Origin of the sequence: Paenibacillus sp. 1_12 (genome assembly GCF_900114475.1) — a bacterium.
Classification (GTDB): Bacteria; Bacillota; Bacilli; order Paenibacillales; family NBRC-103111; genus Paenibacillus_S.
On the sequence record NZ_FOTE01000001.1, the window covers coordinates 414284 to 432863 of the forward strand.

18 protein-coding genes are annotated in these 18580 nt (G+C 45.5%); 11 read left to right on the forward strand and 7 right to left on the reverse strand.

Annotated elements, in window-relative coordinates:
- Positions 1-208: 208 nt before the first annotated feature.
- A complete protein-coding gene (locus BM210_RS01800) occupies positions 209-1027 on the reverse strand; it encodes a Cof-type HAD-IIB family hydrolase (protein WP_091163880.1) in 819 nt (272 codons plus the stop codon).
- 165 nt (positions 1028-1192) lie between these two features.
- Here BM210_RS01800 and BM210_RS01805 point away from each other — a divergent pair, with 165 nt between their 5' ends.
- The gene (locus BM210_RS01805) at positions 1193-1996 is read left to right on the forward strand and encodes an HAD-IIA family hydrolase (RefSeq protein WP_091163882.1); all 804 of its coding nucleotides are present in this window, start codon (positions 1193-1195) and stop codon (positions 1994-1996) included.
- A complete protein-coding gene (locus BM210_RS01810) occupies positions 1993-2619 on the forward strand; it encodes a histidine phosphatase family protein (RefSeq protein ID WP_091163884.1) in 627 nt (208 codons plus the stop codon). The genes BM210_RS01805 and BM210_RS01810 overlap by 4 nt, the downstream gene beginning before the upstream one ends.
- 142 nt (positions 2620-2761) lie before the next feature.
- Here the strand turns inward: BM210_RS01810 and BM210_RS01815 are convergent, their stop codons facing one another.
- Both BM210_RS01815 and BM210_RS01820 read right to left on the reverse strand, forming a co-directional pair.
- Positions 2762-3322 carry a PadR family transcriptional regulator gene (locus BM210_RS01815; protein ID WP_091163886.1) on the reverse strand — a complete coding sequence of 187 codons (561 nt, stop codon included), beginning with the start codon at positions 3320-3322 and terminating at the stop codon, positions 2762-2764.
- A gap of 87 nt (positions 3323-3409) precedes the next feature.
- Positions 3410-4972 carry an MDR family MFS transporter gene (locus BM210_RS01820; protein WP_091163887.1) on the reverse strand — a complete coding sequence of 521 codons (1563 nt, stop codon included), beginning with the start codon at positions 4970-4972 and terminating at the stop codon, positions 3410-3412.
- Positions 4973-5246: 274 nt separating this feature from the next.
- On the opposite strand from BM210_RS01820, the gene BM210_RS01825 reads away from it, so the two are divergent.
- From BM210_RS01825 to sda, 3 genes are all read left to right on the forward strand, one after another.
- The gene (locus tag BM210_RS01825) at positions 5247-6149 is read left to right on the forward strand and encodes a LysR family transcriptional regulator (protein ID WP_091163889.1); all 903 of its coding nucleotides are present in this window, start codon (positions 5247-5249) and stop codon (positions 6147-6149) included.
- 6 nt (positions 6150-6155) lie between these two features.
- Entirely contained in the window at positions 6156-6962 is an 807-nt protein-coding gene (locus BM210_RS01830; RefSeq protein WP_091163891.1) for a histidinol-phosphatase, read from the forward strand.
- 196 nt (positions 6963-7158) lie between these two features.
- On the forward strand, positions 7159-7296 hold the full coding sequence (gene sda, locus BM210_RS36145) for a sporulation histidine kinase inhibitor Sda (protein ID WP_371263412.1): 138 nt from the start codon (positions 7159-7161) through the stop codon (positions 7294-7296).
- A gap of 136 nt (positions 7297-7432) precedes the next feature.
- On the opposite strand, the gene BM210_RS01840 is transcribed toward sda, so the two are convergent.
- Together BM210_RS01840 and BM210_RS01845 are read right to left on the reverse strand one after the other, a co-directional pair.
- Entirely contained in the window at positions 7433-8167 is a 735-nt protein-coding gene (locus tag BM210_RS01840; RefSeq protein WP_091163893.1) for a queuosine precursor transporter, read from the reverse strand.
- 848 nt (positions 8168-9015) lie between these two features.
- The gene (locus BM210_RS01845) at positions 9016-9435 is read right to left on the reverse strand and encodes a hypothetical protein (protein WP_091163895.1); all 420 of its coding nucleotides are present in this window, start codon (positions 9433-9435) and stop codon (positions 9016-9018) included.
- A 178-nt stretch (positions 9436-9613) separates the two neighbouring features.
- Between BM210_RS01845 and BM210_RS01850 the strand changes: the two genes are divergently transcribed.
- The 5 genes from BM210_RS01850 (at position 9614) to BM210_RS01870 (ending at position 14322) form a co-directional block, all read left to right on the forward strand.
- Entirely contained in the window at positions 9614-10582 is a 969-nt protein-coding gene (locus BM210_RS01850) for a C40 family peptidase (RefSeq protein WP_091163896.1), read from the forward strand.
- 335 nt (positions 10583-10917) lie between these two features.
- The gene (locus BM210_RS01855; protein WP_091163898.1) at positions 10918-11958 is read left to right on the forward strand and encodes an ABC transporter substrate-binding protein; all 1041 of its coding nucleotides are present in this window, start codon (positions 10918-10920) and stop codon (positions 11956-11958) included.
- Between the two features lie 150 nt (positions 11959-12108).
- Positions 12109-13023: an ABC transporter permease gene (locus BM210_RS01860; RefSeq protein ID WP_091163899.1), complete on the forward strand. Its 915-nt coding sequence runs from the start codon at positions 12109-12111 to the stop codon at positions 13021-13023.
- A complete protein-coding gene (locus tag BM210_RS01865) occupies positions 13023-13817 on the forward strand; it encodes an ABC transporter ATP-binding protein (RefSeq protein ID WP_091163901.1) in 795 nt (264 codons plus the stop codon). Before BM210_RS01860 ends, BM210_RS01865 begins: the two co-directional genes overlap by 1 nt.
- A 277-nt stretch (positions 13818-14094) precedes the next feature.
- Positions 14095-14322 carry a hypothetical protein gene (locus BM210_RS01870; protein WP_091163902.1) on the forward strand — a complete coding sequence of 76 codons (228 nt, stop codon included), beginning with the start codon at positions 14095-14097 and terminating at the stop codon, positions 14320-14322.
- A 102-nt stretch (positions 14323-14424) separates the two neighbouring features.
- Here the strand turns inward: BM210_RS01870 and glpK are convergent, their stop codons facing one another.
- Positions 14425-15918: a glycerol kinase GlpK gene (glpK, locus tag BM210_RS01875; RefSeq protein ID WP_091163904.1), complete on the reverse strand. Its 1494-nt coding sequence runs from the start codon at positions 15916-15918 to the stop codon at positions 14425-14427.
- Positions 15919-16238: 320 nt separating this feature from the next.
- On the opposite strand from glpK, the gene BM210_RS01880 reads away from it, so the two are divergent.
- Positions 16239-17915: a glycerol-3-phosphate dehydrogenase/oxidase gene (locus tag BM210_RS01880; protein WP_091164680.1), complete on the forward strand. Its 1677-nt coding sequence runs from the start codon at positions 16239-16241 to the stop codon at positions 17913-17915.
- Positions 17916-17925: 10 nt separating this feature from the next.
- Here BM210_RS01880 and BM210_RS01885 read toward each other — a convergent pair whose 3' ends face one another.
- Positions 17926-18477 carry a glycerol-3-phosphate responsive antiterminator gene (locus BM210_RS01885; RefSeq protein WP_091163905.1) on the reverse strand — a complete coding sequence of 184 codons (552 nt, stop codon included), beginning with the start codon at positions 18475-18477 and terminating at the stop codon, positions 17926-17928.
- Positions 18478-18580 lie beyond the last annotated feature (103 nt).

The window sequence follows — 18580 nt, forward strand, 5'->3', positions numbered from 1 at the left end:
ACAGGTGCTCATGCCGATTTTCAAATAAAATAACGGATTTTGTTCATTCCCTGCACTCCATCAGCTAAAAAAACGACGCAGCAGCGAAATGCCCAACAACACGATGACAATGACACATATGAGCAGCAGCCTTTTTTCCTGCTTGTCAAACTTATTCATCGGCTCATCCACATCCTCTGAGTAAAAGCGTATAGGTGCTTGGCAGTTGTTAATTTCTATTCTTGTTGTTCAGCAGCAAGGATTCCAACACGATGGCCACACCATCCAAATCGTTGGTCGCTGTCAATTGCTTCGCCCTGCTTTTTAATTCCTCGATAGCATTGCCCATGGCTACCGGATAACCACACATATCAAATAGCTCAAGATCATTATAATCGTCTCCAAAAACCATCACTTGATCATGGTGAATGCCTCTGCGATTCAATACAGGAAGCAGGGCAGCCGCTTTAGAAACACCAGCATTCATAATTTGAATCAGTCGACCGCCGTCTGTCAACATGATTTTGACCCGCTGTCCAAAATCACGGCTCAGCTCTGTGTAGATATCGTCTTCATTCGACAATAACATTTTGGACAGCAGGAATTGATTCATATCTTCTCGGGAGCATACGTCGGGCATCGGATCTCCATCAGGAAAACCTAAAAGCTGTGCTTGCTCCTGCGTCAAACCACGATTGCTGAACATCGTACCCAATACTTCAAATGATACAAAAGTTCCCGAATTCCATCTGATTATCGCCTCGTACAGATCTGAGATCGTCTGCTGATCAATCCACAGATGATCCTCTGTCTCATAAGTAGCATCCACAGTATGAGCACCGTTATAGTAAATTACACAGCCCAGTTCCATCATTTCAGGGGGGAGAAGTAAACGTACAGACCGAGCAGGCCTTGCTGTCGCAATGATCACTTGAATACCCGCTTGATGACAAGCTAGAATGGCTCGAAGACTTCGGGGTGATACTTCGCGGCGACTATTCAAAAGTGTACCATCCAGATCCAAAACAACAGCCTCAATTACACTCATCGTGACCTCCTGCGTCTGCGGAAAATTTTCATCATAATATCACAGGGACCCGTCCTTGTAAATCGGATTATCATCATAAAAGAGTGGTGGCAGCTTTACTCCTTTATTTGTTACAATAATCAGATCGACCACAGAATTACGGTATTACGAAAGGGAGAGCCGACAGTGATAGGATTTATACTTGATTTGGATGGGACTTTATACGACGGGGATGCGCCTATTCCTTATGCTCCCGAATTTATAGGATGGCTTCGCGGCCATCATTATCCCTACTTATACGTAACGAACAACTCGTCTCGTACGCCCGAGCAGGTAGCAGCGCACTTGCGTGCTACAGGGATAGAGGCTTTTCCTGAAGAGGTACTTACGTCTTCTCAAGCAGCTACTCTATATATGCAGGAACGTGCCAGCAGTAAACAGGTCTATGCGATTGGAGAAGTCGGGCTTCAGCAAGCTCTACAGGATGCCGGTTTCCAGACAGCCGAGCACGGTGCACAGCCTGACTTTGTTGTGCAGGGTATTGACCGGAAGTTCAACTATGAGAAGCTTTCAATGGCAGTTCGATATATTCGCAGCGGGGCAGCCTTTATACTGACCAATCCCGACCATTTGCTGCCGATGAATCATGAGCTTCATCCTGGTGCAGGCTCCATTGCAGCTAGTATAGAACGAGCCAGTCAGGTGGAACCGACGATTATCGGCAAGCCGTCACCGATTATTATGAATTATGCTATTGCCAGGCTCGGCCTGCCATGTGATCAAATATGGGTAGTCGGCGATAATCTGCAAACCGATATTCAAGGTGGACTAGCCGCGGGCTGCCGAACTGCACTTGTGCTTACTGGTCTGGTCAAGCGAAGCACTCTGGAAGCACATGAGCAGCGAACCGGTATTCGGGCAGAGCTTGTGTGTGATCATTTGATGTTGCTTGCCGAAGCACTAAGCCAAGAAAAAGGGTTACACAAATGAACCCTACGATAATCAGTCTGATCCGCCATGGAGAAACCGATGTCAACCGCGAACCTATATTTCAGGGACAAATGAATAATCCGTTAGCGATTGAGGGTACACGTCAAGCCGTATTGCTGGCAGCGAGGTTGTCCCATTTGAAATTTGATGTGTTATACAGCTCCGACCTGCTGCGTGCGGTGCAAACGGCTGCCATCCTCGGGAAGCCGCACGATAAGGAAATTCGAACCTCCTCCCAGTTGCGGGAGATCAACCGCGGCGACTGGACGGGAATGAGCTACAAGGCATGCGCTGCCGCTGATCCTGCCGGCTGGAAGGCTAGCCGGATTAATCCGGAATTTCGTTCTCCTGGCGGGGAATCGTTTGTTGACCTGCACAAACGAATTGTTGCCGAGATTGATCGCATCGCGCGGCTGCATCCTGGCATGCATATTATGATCGTGACGCATGGAGGTCCGATTCGTGCTTTCTTACGGCACGCTATCGGTCTTCCTGCCCATCATATGCAGCCATTCGAAGCAGCAAATACGTCCATTAGCCGCTTTAAACTTGAAGACCAGCAGTGGACGATGCAGCTATTCAACGACTGCGCCCACCTTGAGATTAATCGCATTGAGCCTTAATCTGGGACTGTGACCAAATTCATTTGACTAACCAAGAAGCCTCCGAATGCCACTGATGTGGATTTGGAGGCTTCTTCGTCTCATTGTGAACCAGCTTGCGTAATCATTTTTGCCGAGATGCCGCCAGATCTCCAGTCAGTGGTTACTCTTCTAACGGAAGCCCTCTCTCGCTCAAGCGTTCATCCTTGGCGTCCTTAGCCAGACGCTCCAGCCAGCGCAGCTGTGTAAGACCATGCTCATAAGAGCATGACATCATATGAAGTACGCCACGAGGCACGATTGGAATGTGCTCCTCATAAAGCTCCTTCATTTGGCGATTTTTCAGCTTCTGTTCTTCGATTTTCTTTAAAATAATCTGATAAATTTTCCCTTGATCCCCGTAGCCAGCAAACATTAATGCCGTTACCATCGGGTAGTAGACAGGGGATTTTTCCTGAAATTGTTGCAGCAGCAGCTCCTGAAACAACAGCTTCCCTGATGAAGAAATCCGGTAAATGGTGCGATCCGGTCTGCTGCTGTCCTTAACCGTTTCTACGGCCTCGATATAGTCATTTTTTTTCAACTGCTCGATTGCGTAATATAAAGAGCCATCGCGCATTTTGATATAATAATGCATATCACGTTCCATCATCGTCTGCTTGATTTCATAGGGATGGCACTCTTTTTCCATTAAAAGCCCCAAAATAACCAGCTTCATGGACATGGAGCAATCACCTTATTTCTAAAAATTTCGAGTGCGTGTCTACACCCGCTCTGATAGGAATGAAATCTCATAGGCTTCTCTTAGACACTATGCCTTTTGCTTCGTATGCGCCGGAATTTCCATCTTAGCCTTACCCATTAACAGGATGCAGATCAACGCGGCGACTGCCATGATCAATGTGCATTGAAATACAATGGAAATTGAATCTGCTAGCCCAACCGTCAGCTTTTCCAATACTTGCGGTGGAATCTTGGCTCTGACCTCAGGCTGCAAAAGCGCTCGCGGATCAATCTGTGTCATGTTAGAGCCTGGAAGCAGCTCTGTCAGCCGCGAAGTTAGTGCGGAAGTCTGCACAGTTCCAAGTACGGTCACCCCGATAGCCGAGCCGATCGAACGAAAGAAGGAAACCATAGACGTCACGGTCCCGCGGAACTCAAAACCTACATTATGAAGCGATGACATCGAAACAACCGGGAAAGATGCCCCGATCCCCAAGCCCATTAGAATCATATAAACAATAACCAATGATCGTGGTGTCAGCTGCGGAGCTGTGCCTCCGAATATACCATACAATGATTGGACCCACTCGGGTGAATAGTAGGACAATGTCGATAACAACGAAGTCGCTACAAGCAGTAGTGCACACGATACGAGCAAAATATTACGGTAAGGCAATTTACTAATAAAACGGCCTCCAAACACACTGCTTACAACAACACCGAGCATCATCGGAGTCAGTACTTGTCCTGCACTTGAAGCCGAGCCCTGATAAACACCCTGAATGAACAAAGGAATATAAGAAGCGGCCGACATCAGGATCGCACCATAAAACAGGCTGGCTCCCATACTCGCTGTAAAAAGCTTATTTCGGAACAATTTAAGCGGTACGACAGGATCAGATACTTTGGTTTCAATCCAAAGAAATAACGCCAGCAGCACGACAAAACCACTAAATAAACTATAACTCTGCAGCGAGTTCCAGGCAAACTCTTTGCCGCCAAGCTCTAAACCGAACATCAGACACAACACTGAAGCGGCAAAAGTAATCGTTCCCCACCAGTCGATCTTTTGATTCGGATTATTCGGTAGTGACGCATGATAAAATAAAGTGATCAACAAGAAAGAAACAACACCCAGCGGCAGGTTAATGAAGAATATCCATTTCCAGTTCACATAATCCGTAAAATACGCTCCAGCCAGAGGTCCAAGCACACTGGAAATACCGAAGACGGCACCGAACAAGCCCTGCATTTTACCCCGCTTCTCAGGTGGAAACAGGTCAAATACGATAGTGAACGTAATCGGCAGCAGCGCGCCCCCGCCTATCCCCTGAATAGCTCGGTACACGATCAGTTCGAACATACTCGTTGACGTTCCGCATAAGGCAGAGCCGACCATGAATACGACCAAGCCCAGCAGGAAAAACTTCTTACGACCATACATATCAGACAATTTACCGAATATTGGCATCGAAACTACATTGGCAATCAAATACGCGGAAAAAACCCAGACAAACTTGTCCAAGCCTCCAAACTCACCAACAATCGTTGGCATCGCTGTGGAGACTATCGTTTGATCAAGCGAAGCCAGCAGCAGACCCAACATTAACCCGACGATCGTCAGTCGGACATTAGATTTTTTGTTAACCATCATTCACCCTCATTTTTACTTTAGTAACTACTTTAAATATTATATTCAAATTTGAGTAATTAACAAGCAATTTACCTAAAAATAATATGGGGCTCCCGTACTTTTATCTGAGTTTGCCCTATTTAGGTTTGCTCCTCGTCGTCATGTATCATATAATGTCTGTATTGAGAAATTGTATTTATATTATTGGGCAAAACGATAAAATTTATCTATTTTTCAAATCGGTTTGTATACCCAGTAGAGGCATAACCTTTGGAAAGGAGGGTCCGATAAAGTGAATTTGAACCAACTCGAAACGTTAATTACGATCTCCAAGACGATGAGCTTCCGCAAGGCAGGCGAGCTGCTTAACCTCACCCAGCCTGCAGTATCCGCTCAGATAAAAAGTCTGGAGGATGAGTTCAAAACTGTCCTTATTGACCGTAACCAACCTGTAACACTAACCGACAGCGGACGTATATTTCTGGAACATGCAGAATTGATTTTGCATACGGTTGAGGATATGAAGGAACGACTGAACGATTTGAATCATACGCCGCAGGGCCATATTCACCTAGGAACGACTACCTCAATCGCCATTCAGATCTTACCGCGAGTGCTGTCCTATTTTCAAAATCAATTTCCTTTGATCAAAACGACGATCCACTCGATGACTACCTCACAAATCATGCATAGCGTTGAAAACGGCGCCATTGATATCGGTATTACGTATTTATTTGAAAAGCAGCCTTCACTCGAAAGCTCAGTATTGTATTATGATACTTTTGAGCTGGTTGTATCACCCAATCATCCGCTCAGCCGCTACGCTCATGTGCCTATTGAAAGGCTGCATGACATTTCATTGATTATGCTCTCGCCTGAAACAGCGGGTCGCAGGTTTGTCGATCAAATTTTCAAGCAGCTTAATATGACTCCACAGATCGTTATGGAGCTGTCGAGCAGCGAAGAAGTGAAACGAATGGTCGAGCTGAATCTTGGGGCTGCGATTATATCGAAAATGTCGATTGCTAACGAGCTTCGTCTGGGTACCCTCAAGATGATTAAAGTTCATGAACTCGAAATCAGCCACCCTGTCGGCGTTATATATAAATCCGGACGCTATTTAAGCTCGGCGCTGCATCAATTCTTATTGGATTTAAAAGGCATGCAAGAAATACAATTTATCGGATCGGAGTGAATCTTAATGAAATTTGATTTACACACACACCACGAACGCTGCGGCCATGCCGTAGGTACGATACGCGATTATGTTGAGGCGGGAATCCGTCACGGGCTGTCGGTAATCGGGATCTCTGACCATTCTCCCTATTTTGGAAGTAAGCTGGAACGCGAACAACCGGGCATCGCCATGGGTAAAAGTGAATTCGCCATATATATCGATGAAGTGTTGAAGCTTAAGCAGGAATACAGCGGAAAAATCGATGTGCTGCTGGGCGTGGAGTCCGATTTTTTCCCTGAGCATGCAGAGCTGTACCGGCAAATATACGAGCAATACCCTTTTGACTACATTATTGGGTCCGTTCATTTGTCCGGGGGTACAAGTATTTTCAATAAGACTCGTTTCCAGGGACTAACCGATGCTCAGCTCATTGAACAAAAGGACATTTATTACGGTCTGATTGAACAATCGGCTCGCAGCGGTATTTTTCAAATCCTTGGCCACATTGACGCAATGCGCGCCTACTTTGTTCCCTTCTCGGCTGTGCCAACCGATTCCGTCGATCGTACCCTCCAGATCATTGCCGAGCACGATGTCGCTATCGAAATCAACACCTCCGGCAAAACCAAAGCATGCGGCGGCTGGTATCCGGTGGATGAAGTGCTTGAACGGGCGCTTCATTACGGAGTCAGAGTTACCTTTGGATCGGATGCCCATGTTCCTGAGCGAGTAGGCGATGATTGGGACGAGGTCAGCAAGCGGTTAAAGGAAATCGGCTTTAAAGAATGGGTGTACTTCAAACAAAAGGAACGCCAAATCGTAGCTTTGTAAATTTATCGTCATAGAAAGTCATGAAACCAGTCCGAAAAACGGACTGGTTTTTGCATTGCAAAATAATAAAAATATCGCAAAAAATTCTTACATAATATTACACATATTGTAAATTAAGGTTGTTATTTGCATAATTTTTATAGGTGAAGGGATAGGAGCCTTCGCAATAAGGAGATTGATTTCAATACTGAATAAAGTGAATGACGAGGATTTACTTGAATATTACAACCTTGCGATTAAGCATAAAGTTGATAGAGCTTTTATTGAATTACTCGAAGGAGAACTAGTTCGAAGGGATATTGACATTCAACCGCAACAAGAAGACCAAACCTAATCATAAATAAAAAATGAGCGAATGGCTTCTAGTCCTTCACCGTTTGGACCCCGTTAGCCTGGCTGGCGGGGCTTAGTTATTATAATAAACACCCCTTACTCCACTGAAAGCAGGGAATAAGGGGTGTTCGCCTTTTCTATTGAATCTGAGCATTGCGAGACACTTCATATTGAGGTAGTTGGGTCGACCTGGAGTTTCCTCTCACCCATCTAACCAATAAATAAATAATCGGTGTACCGACGACAGACATTGCTATCTTGACGCCGAACTCTGTAGCTGTGGCCGCTGCCATGTCGGGTATCGGCATAATTCCGATAAATCCAATCACGAAAAATACCGAAGTATCCAGCAGCTGACAAGTAATCGTCGCCACATTGCTGCGCAGCCAAAGATGCTTGCCGTTGGTTTTCTCTCTCAGACGAGTGAACAGATACACATCAATATTTTGGCTGATCGAATAGGCCACTAACGAAGCAAGCACAATTCTTGGAACGCCACCTAGAATTGTCGCCAGCTCAGCCTGATTCTCGAAAAACACCGCTGACGGCATATGAATGACGAGTGTAAATGCTCCAACCATGCAGGCATTCATGAATAACCCGATCCAAATCGCCTGCCGCGCTACTTTTCGACCCCATATTTCCGATATCGTATCCGCAATAATAAACGTGATCGGATAGAAGAAAATACCGGCCGTGACATCAGCAAAACCGACATCGACAATCTTAATCGCTACAATGTTCGCAATCATGAGCGATGAAATAAAGACTGCCATCAATAAAATCAACTTACGGGTTGAAGCATCTATCGGCAGATAAGGGATTGCCCCTCCTTTCGATAGATCACTTGCTGTACGGCTTGTTTTGTTCATGCGCTTACCTCCATAGTTTTGTTTATAGACAGGATGGTCGCGAACTGTCTTGGTACACTATACAATAAACCGATGCTTTGAACAATATGAATTATCGATTGAAAACAAAATCAAAAAAATTCATAAGAATTAAGACTATTATTTTTATGTTTATGGTGATAATTTCTTGTGAATAATGAATAATATCCGTCAATCTCAATTTTATATTTTGTGGGTTTTAAAGTAATCTTGTAAGGATATGCGAGAATTATATATCCATTCCATTCTGTGCTGCCTAAATGTATGCAGCATAAGGTGACAACATATATGTGTATACGATCGTCATGTTATTTGTATCGCTTTAACCACGATGGATTTAATTCCTCATACGCTCTTTTAAAACACAGCTAGAGCACTAAGGGAAGCTGCGGTAAACGCGTTGCAATTCCTCATAAGTGCTTTCTTTTCAAAACTTTAACAGTCTGTGGCTGATCTGCTGCGTTGTTTCAATTCCTCATAGGTACTTTCAGAACGTACAGATGGGTTTCTAGACAATCTTGGATTAACACGTTTCAATTCCTCATAGGAATTGAAACGATAGATAAGGAACTAGATATGCCATAGCATCGGTGTTTTAAACATACCTATGAGAATTTAGAACCGGAATATTTGTTAGTAAAAACTAAAAATATGGTTTCGTATTAGACACATCTACGAGTATCTGAAATTGGCTAATTGCAGTTCATAAGCATTTTGTGGTTTTAGACGCACTTTTAACAATGACACTTCCTTTAAAAAAAGAAAAAGCCACATCACGGCATGAAGGTTTTATCCAATCAATAAACCGGAGGTATGGCTCCTACTGTTTTTTATTTAATTACACGCTTGCCGATGAGCAGTCCCAACAGAAGTCCGTACAACGCATGTCCCACAAGCCAAACGGTGATGGCACTTACGTCATAGATCGCAGGAGTTTTTGTAGATAACAAGGTCGTTAAATAGAGTAGAATACCGATGAGCAGACTCCAGATGACGAAGGCCAACACCATGCGCTGGGTATCATTTGTGCGCCGTATAAGTTTATAGAGAACAAGAGCTACGACTACCGAGATCACCATATGTATAGAAAACTCAGTAGCTTCTGTCAACGATAAATTTCGCAGCACAGGGACATAATCTACATTAAGCAGCAGGGTATACACCTTTATTTTCCATTCAAATTCTACAAATCTAAAAAAAATACCAATGAATAAACCAGCTCCGATACCGGCCCAAATTGTTCTTTGCATTATATATTCCTCCCCTGCGTTATGGATATATATTACCGCGTAGTGGGCTGTGATAGCAAAATTGAATTTATGAGCTATGAATCACCTTCCAGTATTTACACATACTTGAGAGCTGCTAAATCCACAAGTCCTTCCGAATAAACTAGGATAAATATGCCTATGTGGGGGGAACAGCAGCTTGAAAATATCAGCTTGGTATATTGCCCTTGGACTTGTAGTATTTGCAGGAGGGCTCAGTTCGGGAATTTCGTTGGCTTCAGGAAAAATACAGCAGGTAACTGCCGACTTATCCCCTTTTTATTGGAAAGCGGGAGATATCCGTTACTCAGCGCAAGACGGATATAATGATGGAGCTGAGCAGCTTCCGGGAAGCATGAACTATAAAGGCACCACCTACATCCCTATCCGATTGGCAGCTGAAACGCTTGGGTACGAGGTGGGTTGGGACGATTCTTCGAAAACCGCCACCTTTATCGATCCCGCTCAAAGCGATGATCCGGGATTGGATCTGCCAGCTCCGTCACAGACGGATTATGCTCCCAATACGGCGCTGCTCAAATCATCTTCCGTCATGCTGGAGAAAGCAGACACAAACGCTGCGGTTCAGCAGACGTTACCGGCGAATACGAAAGTTACTGTCACAGCAGAAGTAAGCCGTGAATGGCTTGCGGTAACTGTAAACGGCCGGCAAGGCTATGTATCCGCAGCAGCAACGGATTACCGGTTTAAGACAGACCGGCAGGCATGGGAGCAAAAGGCAGATGCTGTGATTGCCCTTGGCATCAAGTATATGGGCACGCCGTATCAGTTCGGCGCTTCCCCTAAGCAGACGGCCACGTTCGATTGTTCGTCGTTTACACGGTATGTATTCGGCGAAAATGGTGTGACACTTCCACGGGTCTCCCGAGATCAAAGCCAGCTCGGACAGGATGTGGATATCACCAAGGTTCGTAAAGGTGATCTGCTATTTTTTACAACGCCTCAACGAAAAAACGAATCTGGACTCCAGCGAATCGGACATGTAGCCATTTACCTTGGTGACAATAAAGTGCTGCATACGTACCGGGTCGGTATTGGCGTCATTGTGACCGACTTGGACGACAGCTGGAAGGGACGTATCATCTCAGCTAAAAGAATCTTGAGTTGAATTCATTTGTCTAGCGAAAAGGGATGGCCACTCAGCCATCCCTTTTAACACGATCCGGTCTCAAAACATAAAAGTATAACCTGATTTTAATTACATTATTTTACATATTATTCCGATGTATTTCCTTGTATTTATTTCCCAAAAGCTTTAAAATCCCGAAAATAATTGACTGAATCCGCTCGTACAATTAAACTATGATTAATTATGTTTACTCATGTGCAGGAGCCTTGGGTTTTTCTTTATCGCTTTAACTTATCGCAACATATCAATGTTCCTGCAGTGAATCATGCCTAAACAAAACGACTTACAGAAACAGATTGAGAGGGGATATTATTTTGAAAAAGAAAATTTGGGTATCGCTTACACTAGCAGCAGTTCTGCTTACCGCAGTCGGCTGTGGCCAAAAACCTCAAGCAGGAAGCACGAGCACACCGTCTGCAGGTGGATCCGCCAATCAGGAACAAAAAACGTACAAAGTTGCTATTTCGCAGATTGTTGAGCATCCATCGCTTGACGCAACCCGTGAAGGCTTCTTGGCTGCCTTGAAGGATGCCGGAATTGCCGGCAGCAATTTGAAAGTCGATTATAATAATGCACAGGGTGATCCAACGAACAATTTATCTATCGCACAAAAGTTAGCCTCTGCCGACAATGATCTTGTATACGCGATTGCAACACCTTCTGCTCAAGCTGTCGTCCAACAAGTAAAGAAAGTCCCTGTATTGTTCGCAGCTGTAACGGACCCGTTATCTGCCAAAATCGTAACCAATATGGATAAGCCAGGAGGTAATGTCTCCGGTGCGTCCGATACGAATCCGGAAGCGATCACAAAGCTGATGGATTTCATTGCAGGCAACTTTCCAAAAGTAAAATCAGTAGGACTTGTGCTGAATGAAGGTGAGCCTAATGCAGTTGTTATGGCTAAAAAAGCGGAAGAAACGCTGTCCAAGCATGGCATCAAACTGGTCAAAGCTCCTGTAACGAATACTTCTGAGGTTAAACAGGCTGGACAATCGTTAGTTGGCCGAGTGGATGCTCTGTACATTACACTTGATAATACAGTAGTTAGCGGTGTGGATACTTTGCTGCAAATTGCAAAAGATAAGCATATCCCATTCTTCTCCAGTGATCGGGATACCGTTGAAAAGGGTGCTTTTGCTACGTACGGCTTCAAATATTATGACCATGGTTACCAGGTAGGTCAAATGGCAGTCGATGTTCTTAAAAATGGTAAAAAACCTGCTGATATGAAAGTGACCGTTCCGGATAAACTGGATCTGATCCTTAATTTGAAAGCAGCCAAAGATCAAGGTGTTGAAGTCACAGATGCTATGAAAGCTTTAGTTAAAGACAAAGAGAAAAATATCATCCAGTAAAATACTTGCAGGGGTGAACGTCCCTTATGTTCACTCCTTTTCTAATATTGAAATAAGCGTTACAATGCTGGTTTCGCTAAGCGAAACCCAAGTTTTGCTTACGATGCTGGTTTCGCTAAAGCGAAACCCTAAGGAGGTGTCCATCACAACATGTACGATTCATTATTTGGCGCCGTAGAACTTGGTCTCCTGTATGCCTTGATGGCGCTTGGCGTTTACATCACATTCCGCATACTTGATTTTCCCGATTTGACTGTGGACGGCAGCTTCACGACCGGCGGTGCTATTGCTGCGATTATGATCTCAAACGGTTATTCTCCAGTACTGGCCTCATTAGCCGCTTTCGTGGGAGGTCTTGCAGCAGGCGCCTGTACAGGTCTTTTGCATACAAAAGGTAAAATTAACGGACTACTTTCCGGTATTTTAATGATGATTGCGCTCTATTCAATTAACATGCGAATTATGGGCAAACCGAATATTTCCCTGCTTGGCTCTGATACCCTTTTTACCTCGATACCGCCGTTTACACTTATGTTGATTGTCATAGTCATTTTCAAGCTGCTGCTTGATGCTTTTCTTCATACGGAATTGGGCTTGGCCCTTAGAGCCACAGGCGATAATGCCCGGATGATCAGAAGCTTAGGTGCAAATACGGATTCCACCACGATACTTGGTGTCAGCTTGTCCAACGGTTTGGTTGCTCTGTCAGGAGCGCTGATCGCTCAGCAATCAGGCTTTGCCGATATCTCAATGGGGATTGGTATGATTGTCATTGGACTCGCTTCCGTTATTATTGGTGAAGCCATTTTTGGTGCAAGAACCGTTTTCTTTGCTACGCTTGCTGCTGTAATGGGTTCTATCGTGTATCGCATTGTCGTGGCGCTTGCGCTTCAGGTTGATTGGTTAAAATCATCCGATCTCAAACTCATTACCGCTATTATCGTTATCATAGCGTTAGTTCTTCCTTCTATGCGGCGCATTTGGAGGCAGAAGGCAACGGCCAAGAGACGGTCAGCTGAACTGACAGCGTTTGTATTGAAGCAAAAAACGGGAGGTGAGCGCTAATGCTTCAGCTCTCCCATGTATCCAAGCTGTTCAACCCTGGAACCTCAGATGAAAAAATCGCTCTGATTGATATCAACTTAAAGCTGAATCCGGGTGACTTCATTACAGTTATTGGAAGCAACGGTGCAGGAAAATCAACATTAATGAACATTATTTCTGGTGTAATGACTCCAGACACCGGTGAGGTTCGGATCGAAGGGAACGCGATCCAGCAGCTTGCTGAATATCAACGCAGCCGTTGGATCGGCCGAGTGTTTCAAGACCCGATGGCTGGAACTGCGCCTCGGATGACCATTGAGGAAAATTTGGCGATGGCTTATTCGCGTGGCAAGCAGCGTGGTCTACGTTTCGGAGTAACATCTGGTAAACGCGCTTTTTTCCATGATCAGCTGAAGCGACTCGGCATCGGACTGGAAAGCAGGCTTCGTGCCAAGGTCGGACTATTATCCGGAGGTGAACGGCAAGCGCTTAGCTTGCTGATGGCTACATTCACCAAACCGCAAATTTTGCTGCTTGACGAGCACACCGCAGCACTTGATCCTGCGAGGGCAGAATTAATTACAAAGTTGACTCAGGACATTGTTCGTGAAATGAAGCTGACTACACTTATGGTTACTCATAATATGGAGCAAGCCATACGGCTCGGTAATCGCCTGATCATGATGAATAAAGGTGCGATCATTCTCGATGTCAACGAAGAAAAGAAGAAGGATTTAACTATCGAGCAGCTGCTCGGAGAATTTGAAAAAATCAGCGGAAGCAAACTATCCGATGATCGTGTCATGCTGGGCTAAGGAGCAACCTTGCTCTATGCATTGTTGAGGAATACGTAGGACTTATTCGTTTAAACTGCACTTGATGCGGTTTAAATGAATAAGTCCTTTTATTTATCTACCCAAGCTGTGCTCCGGTTTACGAATTTGCAGCTACTATAAGCATGGTTTCGCAGCTTGGCTAGGCATGTTCAGAATTTGTCCAGAAAGCTTTGCTATACTATGCACAAGCCGAAGAAAAAGTATCGTTGCCTCATCGTAAGCAGTCCAGTTTAAAACGGTTAGGGGGTGAATATGGATGAAACTATCATTAAGTGAAGCCGAATCCGTAAATAAGATTGAGATATCCAGGAAAAACCCCAGTACCTATTGTGTCAAGATTTCCGGTGTCCCTGTAAATCAAACCAGTGAGGGGGAAATAAGTTATATATGGAGCAGTAAGCAAGAAGCTTTAATATGTGCTCGCGGTATTGGCAAAATGTTCAATTTGCCGTCCGAGCTTATCCACATCGACTCGGGCATTTAATAACTCCATGCTCATAGGATTTCGCCGCCATAATAGCTAAACAGAGACCTGTGCTTATACGGCCTCAGGTCCCTGTTTTCGTATTATTTGATTGTATCTAGGCTAATTATCGCTGCTCCCCAGCTGGTACCCAACGGCCCGCTTCCAGCCTGCCACCGCCACCTCGCGTTTCGCTTCATCCATGCCTGGTTCATACGATCGATCAAAGCCCTTAAGCTGCTCCAGTTCGGACATATCCTGCCATACGCCAACCGCAAGACCCGCGAGAAATGCCGCTCCTAATGCCGTGGTTTCTATCACTTTGGGCCGTGTCACCGTCACGCCAAGTAAATCAGCTTGAAACTGCATCAAAAACTCATTGCGGACTGCTCCTCCATCCACACGAAGCTCACGCAGATGTATGCCCGATTCAGCCTCCATAATCTGCAGCACATCCTGACTCTGAAAAGCAATGGATTCCAGCGCCGCTCTCACGATATGCGCCCTCTTAGACGCACGCGTAAGTCCTGTTATCATTCCTCTGGCATCCGGTTCCCAATAGGGCGTACCGAGACCTGTAAATGCCGGCACAAAATATACGCCTTCCGTATGGTCAACGGATAACGCAATAGCCTCTGTCTCAGCAGCATTGTCGATAATGCCCAATCCATCACGCAGCCATTGGATAACCGTACCTGCATTAAAGACACTACCTTCAAGCGCGTAATAAACCTTGTCGTTCAGCTTCCAGGCGATCGTCGTAATCAAGCCATTTAATGACATGACTGGCTTCTCGCCGGTTTGCTTCAGTACGAAGCAGCCCGTACCGTAGGTGTTTTTGGCCATGCCTTCGGCAAAGCAGCCTTGACCGAATAATGCCGCCTGTTGATCCCCTGCTGCTCCAGCTATCGGGATGCTGAACCCGTCCCCCAGCAGCTGCGTATGTCCATATACTTCACTCGATGACCGTACCTCGGGAAGCATGGCTAGCGGTATATTTAAATCTCGTAATATGTCCTCATCCCACTGCACCGTATGAATATTCAACAGCATCGTGCGAGAAGCGTTGGAAACGTCCGTAACATGCTGACGCCCTTCGGTTAGCTTCCAGATCAACCACGAATCGATCGTGCCGAACAATGCATCTCCACGCTCCGCTTTTTCGCGAATTTCGGCATCCGAATCCAGCAGCCACTTAAGCTTGGTACCGGAAAAATACGCATCTAGCAGCAATCCCGTTTTACTGCGAATGGTCGGTTCCCAGCCCTTCAGTTTAAGCTCATCGCACATCGCACTCGTTCTGCGGCATTGCCATACGATGGCTCTATGCAGCGGCTTGCCTGTTATTCGATCCCAAACCACCGTTGTTTCACGTTGATTCGTAATCCCTATAGCTGCAATATCGGCGATTGAGAGCGATTTCACTGCTTCGCGAAGAACCTTAAGCTGTACCTGCCATATCTCTTCAGCATCGTGCTCAACCCATCCCGATTGCGGAAAATATTGTGTAAACTCCTGCTGAGCGGTACTTACAATCACACCTTGTGGATCAAATACAATCGCTCGACAGCTTGTTGTCCCTTGGTCAATTGCAACGACATAACGCGGTTTTGTCATCGTTTCTCTCCCCCATTTCAACCCTATTCACGCACATATTAGTTTTCAAGAAGCAATCTACCACATCCCGTTTTTAACTGTCAACCATTAGTTCAACCTTGTCATCATTCTTCAACAATCCATTTATTGATTAATCGTCCGGCTCATGATATGATGACGGTAATATTCACAAAAAAGACAAGTTAATAATGTGGTCAGAGACTAAGAGTAGACCGATACAACCTCTAGGGAGCCGTTTGGCAATTTCCTCAGAGGATGTGGCGGTCTTTTTTGTTGTATTTTTTAACAAATACACTATTATCGCAAAGGATGGGATAGCCATGAGCTTGAAATTTTCCGGGGAACAACGCACTGCATTTCTGAACGCATTGGGAACCGAAACCTTAGATATTCTTGTTATTGGAGGCGGTATCACGGGAGCAGGAATTGCACTGGATGCACAAACACGCGGCATGTCTACAGGACTTATTGAAATGCAGGATTTTGCCGCAGGTACATCCAGTCGTTCTACCAAACTAATCCACGGCGGTTTACGTTACTTAAAGCAGCTTGAATTTAAGCTGGTCGCCGAGGTCGGTAAAGAACGTGCAATCGTATATGAAAATGCGCCTCATGTCACAACGCCTGAATGGATGCTGCTGCCAATTATCGAGGGCGGAACCTATGGCAAGCTGGCTACCTCTGTCGGCTTGCTGGTGTATGATTTTCTTGCAGGTGTCACCAAGCAAGAACGTCGGGTCATGCTGTCTCTTGACGCTACGCTCAAGAAAGAACCGCTGCTGCGCAAGGATAAGCTGAAGGGCGGCGGTTACTACGTGGAATACCGCACCGATGATGCGAGACTGACAATTGAGGTTATGAAGGAAGCCGTACGGCGTGGAGTTAAAGCGGTCAATTATGCCAAAGCGAATGAACTGCTTTACGATGATGGTCGTTTGGTTGGCGTTCGTGTGCATGATCAACTGAGCGGGGAAATCGTAGATATCAAAGCTAAAAAAGTCGTTAACGCCGCTGGTCCTTGGGTTGACACGATTCGTGATATCGACGGCTCCAAGGAAGGTAAAAGATTGCATCTTACCAAAGGTGTCCATCTTGTGTTTGATCAATCCCGCTTCCCGTTAAATCAGGCAACCTACTTCGATACCCCGGATGGTCGAATGGTATTTGCTATTCCGAGAGAAGGCAAAACCTATATCGGTACAACGGATACCAATTATACAGGGGATATCGTGCATCCGAGAATGACACTTGAAGACCGTGATTATATTATCCGTGCGGCCAACTTCATGTTTCCATCGCTCAACCTGACACCGGCCGACATGGAATCCAGCTGGTCCGGATTGCGACCTTTGATTCATGAGGATGGTAAATCACCATCCGAGCTGTCACGAAAGGATGAAATATTCATCGCTCCATCCGGTTTGATTACGATAGCAGGCGGCAAGCTGACGGGATATCGTAAAATGGCCGAACGAATCGTTAACCTCGTTGCCTCCCAATTACAGACAGAGGAAGGCCGTAACACTTTCCCAGCGTGTTCGACTGCAAGCATCGTACTTTCCGGCGGCGACACTGGCGGTTCGCGCGTCTATAGCCGATTTGTTCAAGACAAAATTGCCTATGGTAAAAGTATCGGGCTCACAGATTCTGCTGCCGGCGTTCTGGTCCGCCGCTACGGCTCCAATGTGGATCAGGTATTCGAGCTATACAAGCTGCACCACAAGGAAGCTGAGCAGTATGCCATTCCCGGCGAATGGTTCGCATCGCTTCTGTACAGCATTGAAGCTGAGATGGTCGCCACGCCCCACGACTTTTTCATTCGCCGGACGGGTGCCTTGTATTTCAATATCGAAGCCTTACAGCGCTGGAAGCAGCCTGTTACAGCTTATATGGCTGAACGATTTGGCTGGAGCGAATCCGAAACGGACTCGCATGTTCAAAACTTAGAGCGGCATATCCGTGATGCTGTTGAGCCTTTGAGTACGGAATCGAAGTAAGTGGAAGGTTTTAATAATGTCTCCATATTTCTTTATGGGAGGTAGTTACAGCGACTGCACCTGCATGCAGGGCCAGCTCTACCTCCTCTACAGTACGAATTAAGCCACCAGCGAGTATAGGAATACTGAGTCTCGCATGCATCTCGGCAATAATATGAGGCATGACTCCTGGCAGCACTTCAATATAATCAGGTTGATTTTTCTCAGTGATTTTGTAGATCGTCTCGAGAGCCGTAGTATCCAGTAGAAAATGCCGCTGAATGGCAAGCACCTTGTGCTTTTTGGCGGTCACTACGGCTGAGCTTTTTGTGGAAATGATACCTGCTGGCTTTAGGGTCTGGCATAAAAACTCAATTGCATACTCATCATTTTTTAATCCGTGAATCAAATCGGCATGAATAAGCAGCTTCTTACCATTACTTCGGGCCAGCTGTGATACGCTTTGCAGTTGAGAAACATGGCTATCCAGCAATACTAAATAATTAAATGGGCTCTTGATCAGCAGCTCCAGATCTCTCATTTTCCGGACGGCTGGGAGCACCCTCTGCCCCATGAAATGCATTTGTAGCATCGCTCCTTTGACTTCATTTCCTCGCACACTATGTACCATATTACTTGGAAATACAGTTTTCAACAACCACTCTATCTACCAGCAAAGTAAAGCA

Coding starts and splice junctions, on each gene's coding strand:
- BM210_RS01870 (WP_091163902.1), top strand. CDS start 14,095: ATGAAACTATCATTAAGTGAAGCCGAATCCGTAAATAAGATTGAGATA.
- BM210_RS01830 (WP_091163891.1), top strand. CDS start 6,156: ATGAAATTTGATTTACACACACACCACGAACGCTGCGGCCATGCCGTA.
- BM210_RS01860 (WP_091163899.1), top strand. CDS start 12,109: ATGTACGATTCATTATTTGGCGCCGTAGAACTTGGTCTCCTGTATGCC.
- BM210_RS01800 (WP_091163880.1), bottom strand. CDS start 1,027: ATGAGTGTAATTGAGGCTGTTGTTTTGGATCTGGATGGTACACTTTTG.
- BM210_RS01810 (WP_091163884.1), top strand. CDS start 1,993: ATGAACCCTACGATAATCAGTCTGATCCGCCATGGAGAAACCGATGTC.
- BM210_RS01880 (WP_091164680.1), top strand. CDS start 16,239: ATGAGCTTGAAATTTTCCGGGGAACAACGCACTGCATTTCTGAACGCA.
- BM210_RS01815 (WP_091163886.1), bottom strand. CDS start 3,322: ATGTCCATGAAGCTGGTTATTTTGGGGCTTTTAATGGAAAAAGAGTGC.
- BM210_RS01840 (WP_091163893.1), bottom strand. CDS start 8,167: ATGAACAAAACAAGCCGTACAGCAAGTGATCTATCGAAAGGAGGGGCA.
- BM210_RS01845 (WP_091163895.1), bottom strand. CDS start 9,435: ATGCAAAGAACAATTTGGGCCGGTATCGGAGCTGGTTTATTCATTGGT.
- BM210_RS01820 (WP_091163887.1), bottom strand. CDS start 4,972: ATGGTTAACAAAAAATCTAATGTCCGACTGACGATCGTCGGGTTAATG.
- BM210_RS01865 (WP_091163901.1), top strand. CDS start 13,023: ATGCTTCAGCTCTCCCATGTATCCAAGCTGTTCAACCCTGGAACCTCA.
- BM210_RS01885 (WP_091163905.1), bottom strand. CDS start 18,477: ATGCATTTCATGGGGCAGAGGGTGCTCCCAGCCGTCCGGAAAATGAGA.
- glpK (WP_091163904.1), bottom strand. CDS start 15,918: ATGACAAAACCGCGTTATGTCGTTGCAATTGACCAAGGGACAACAAGC.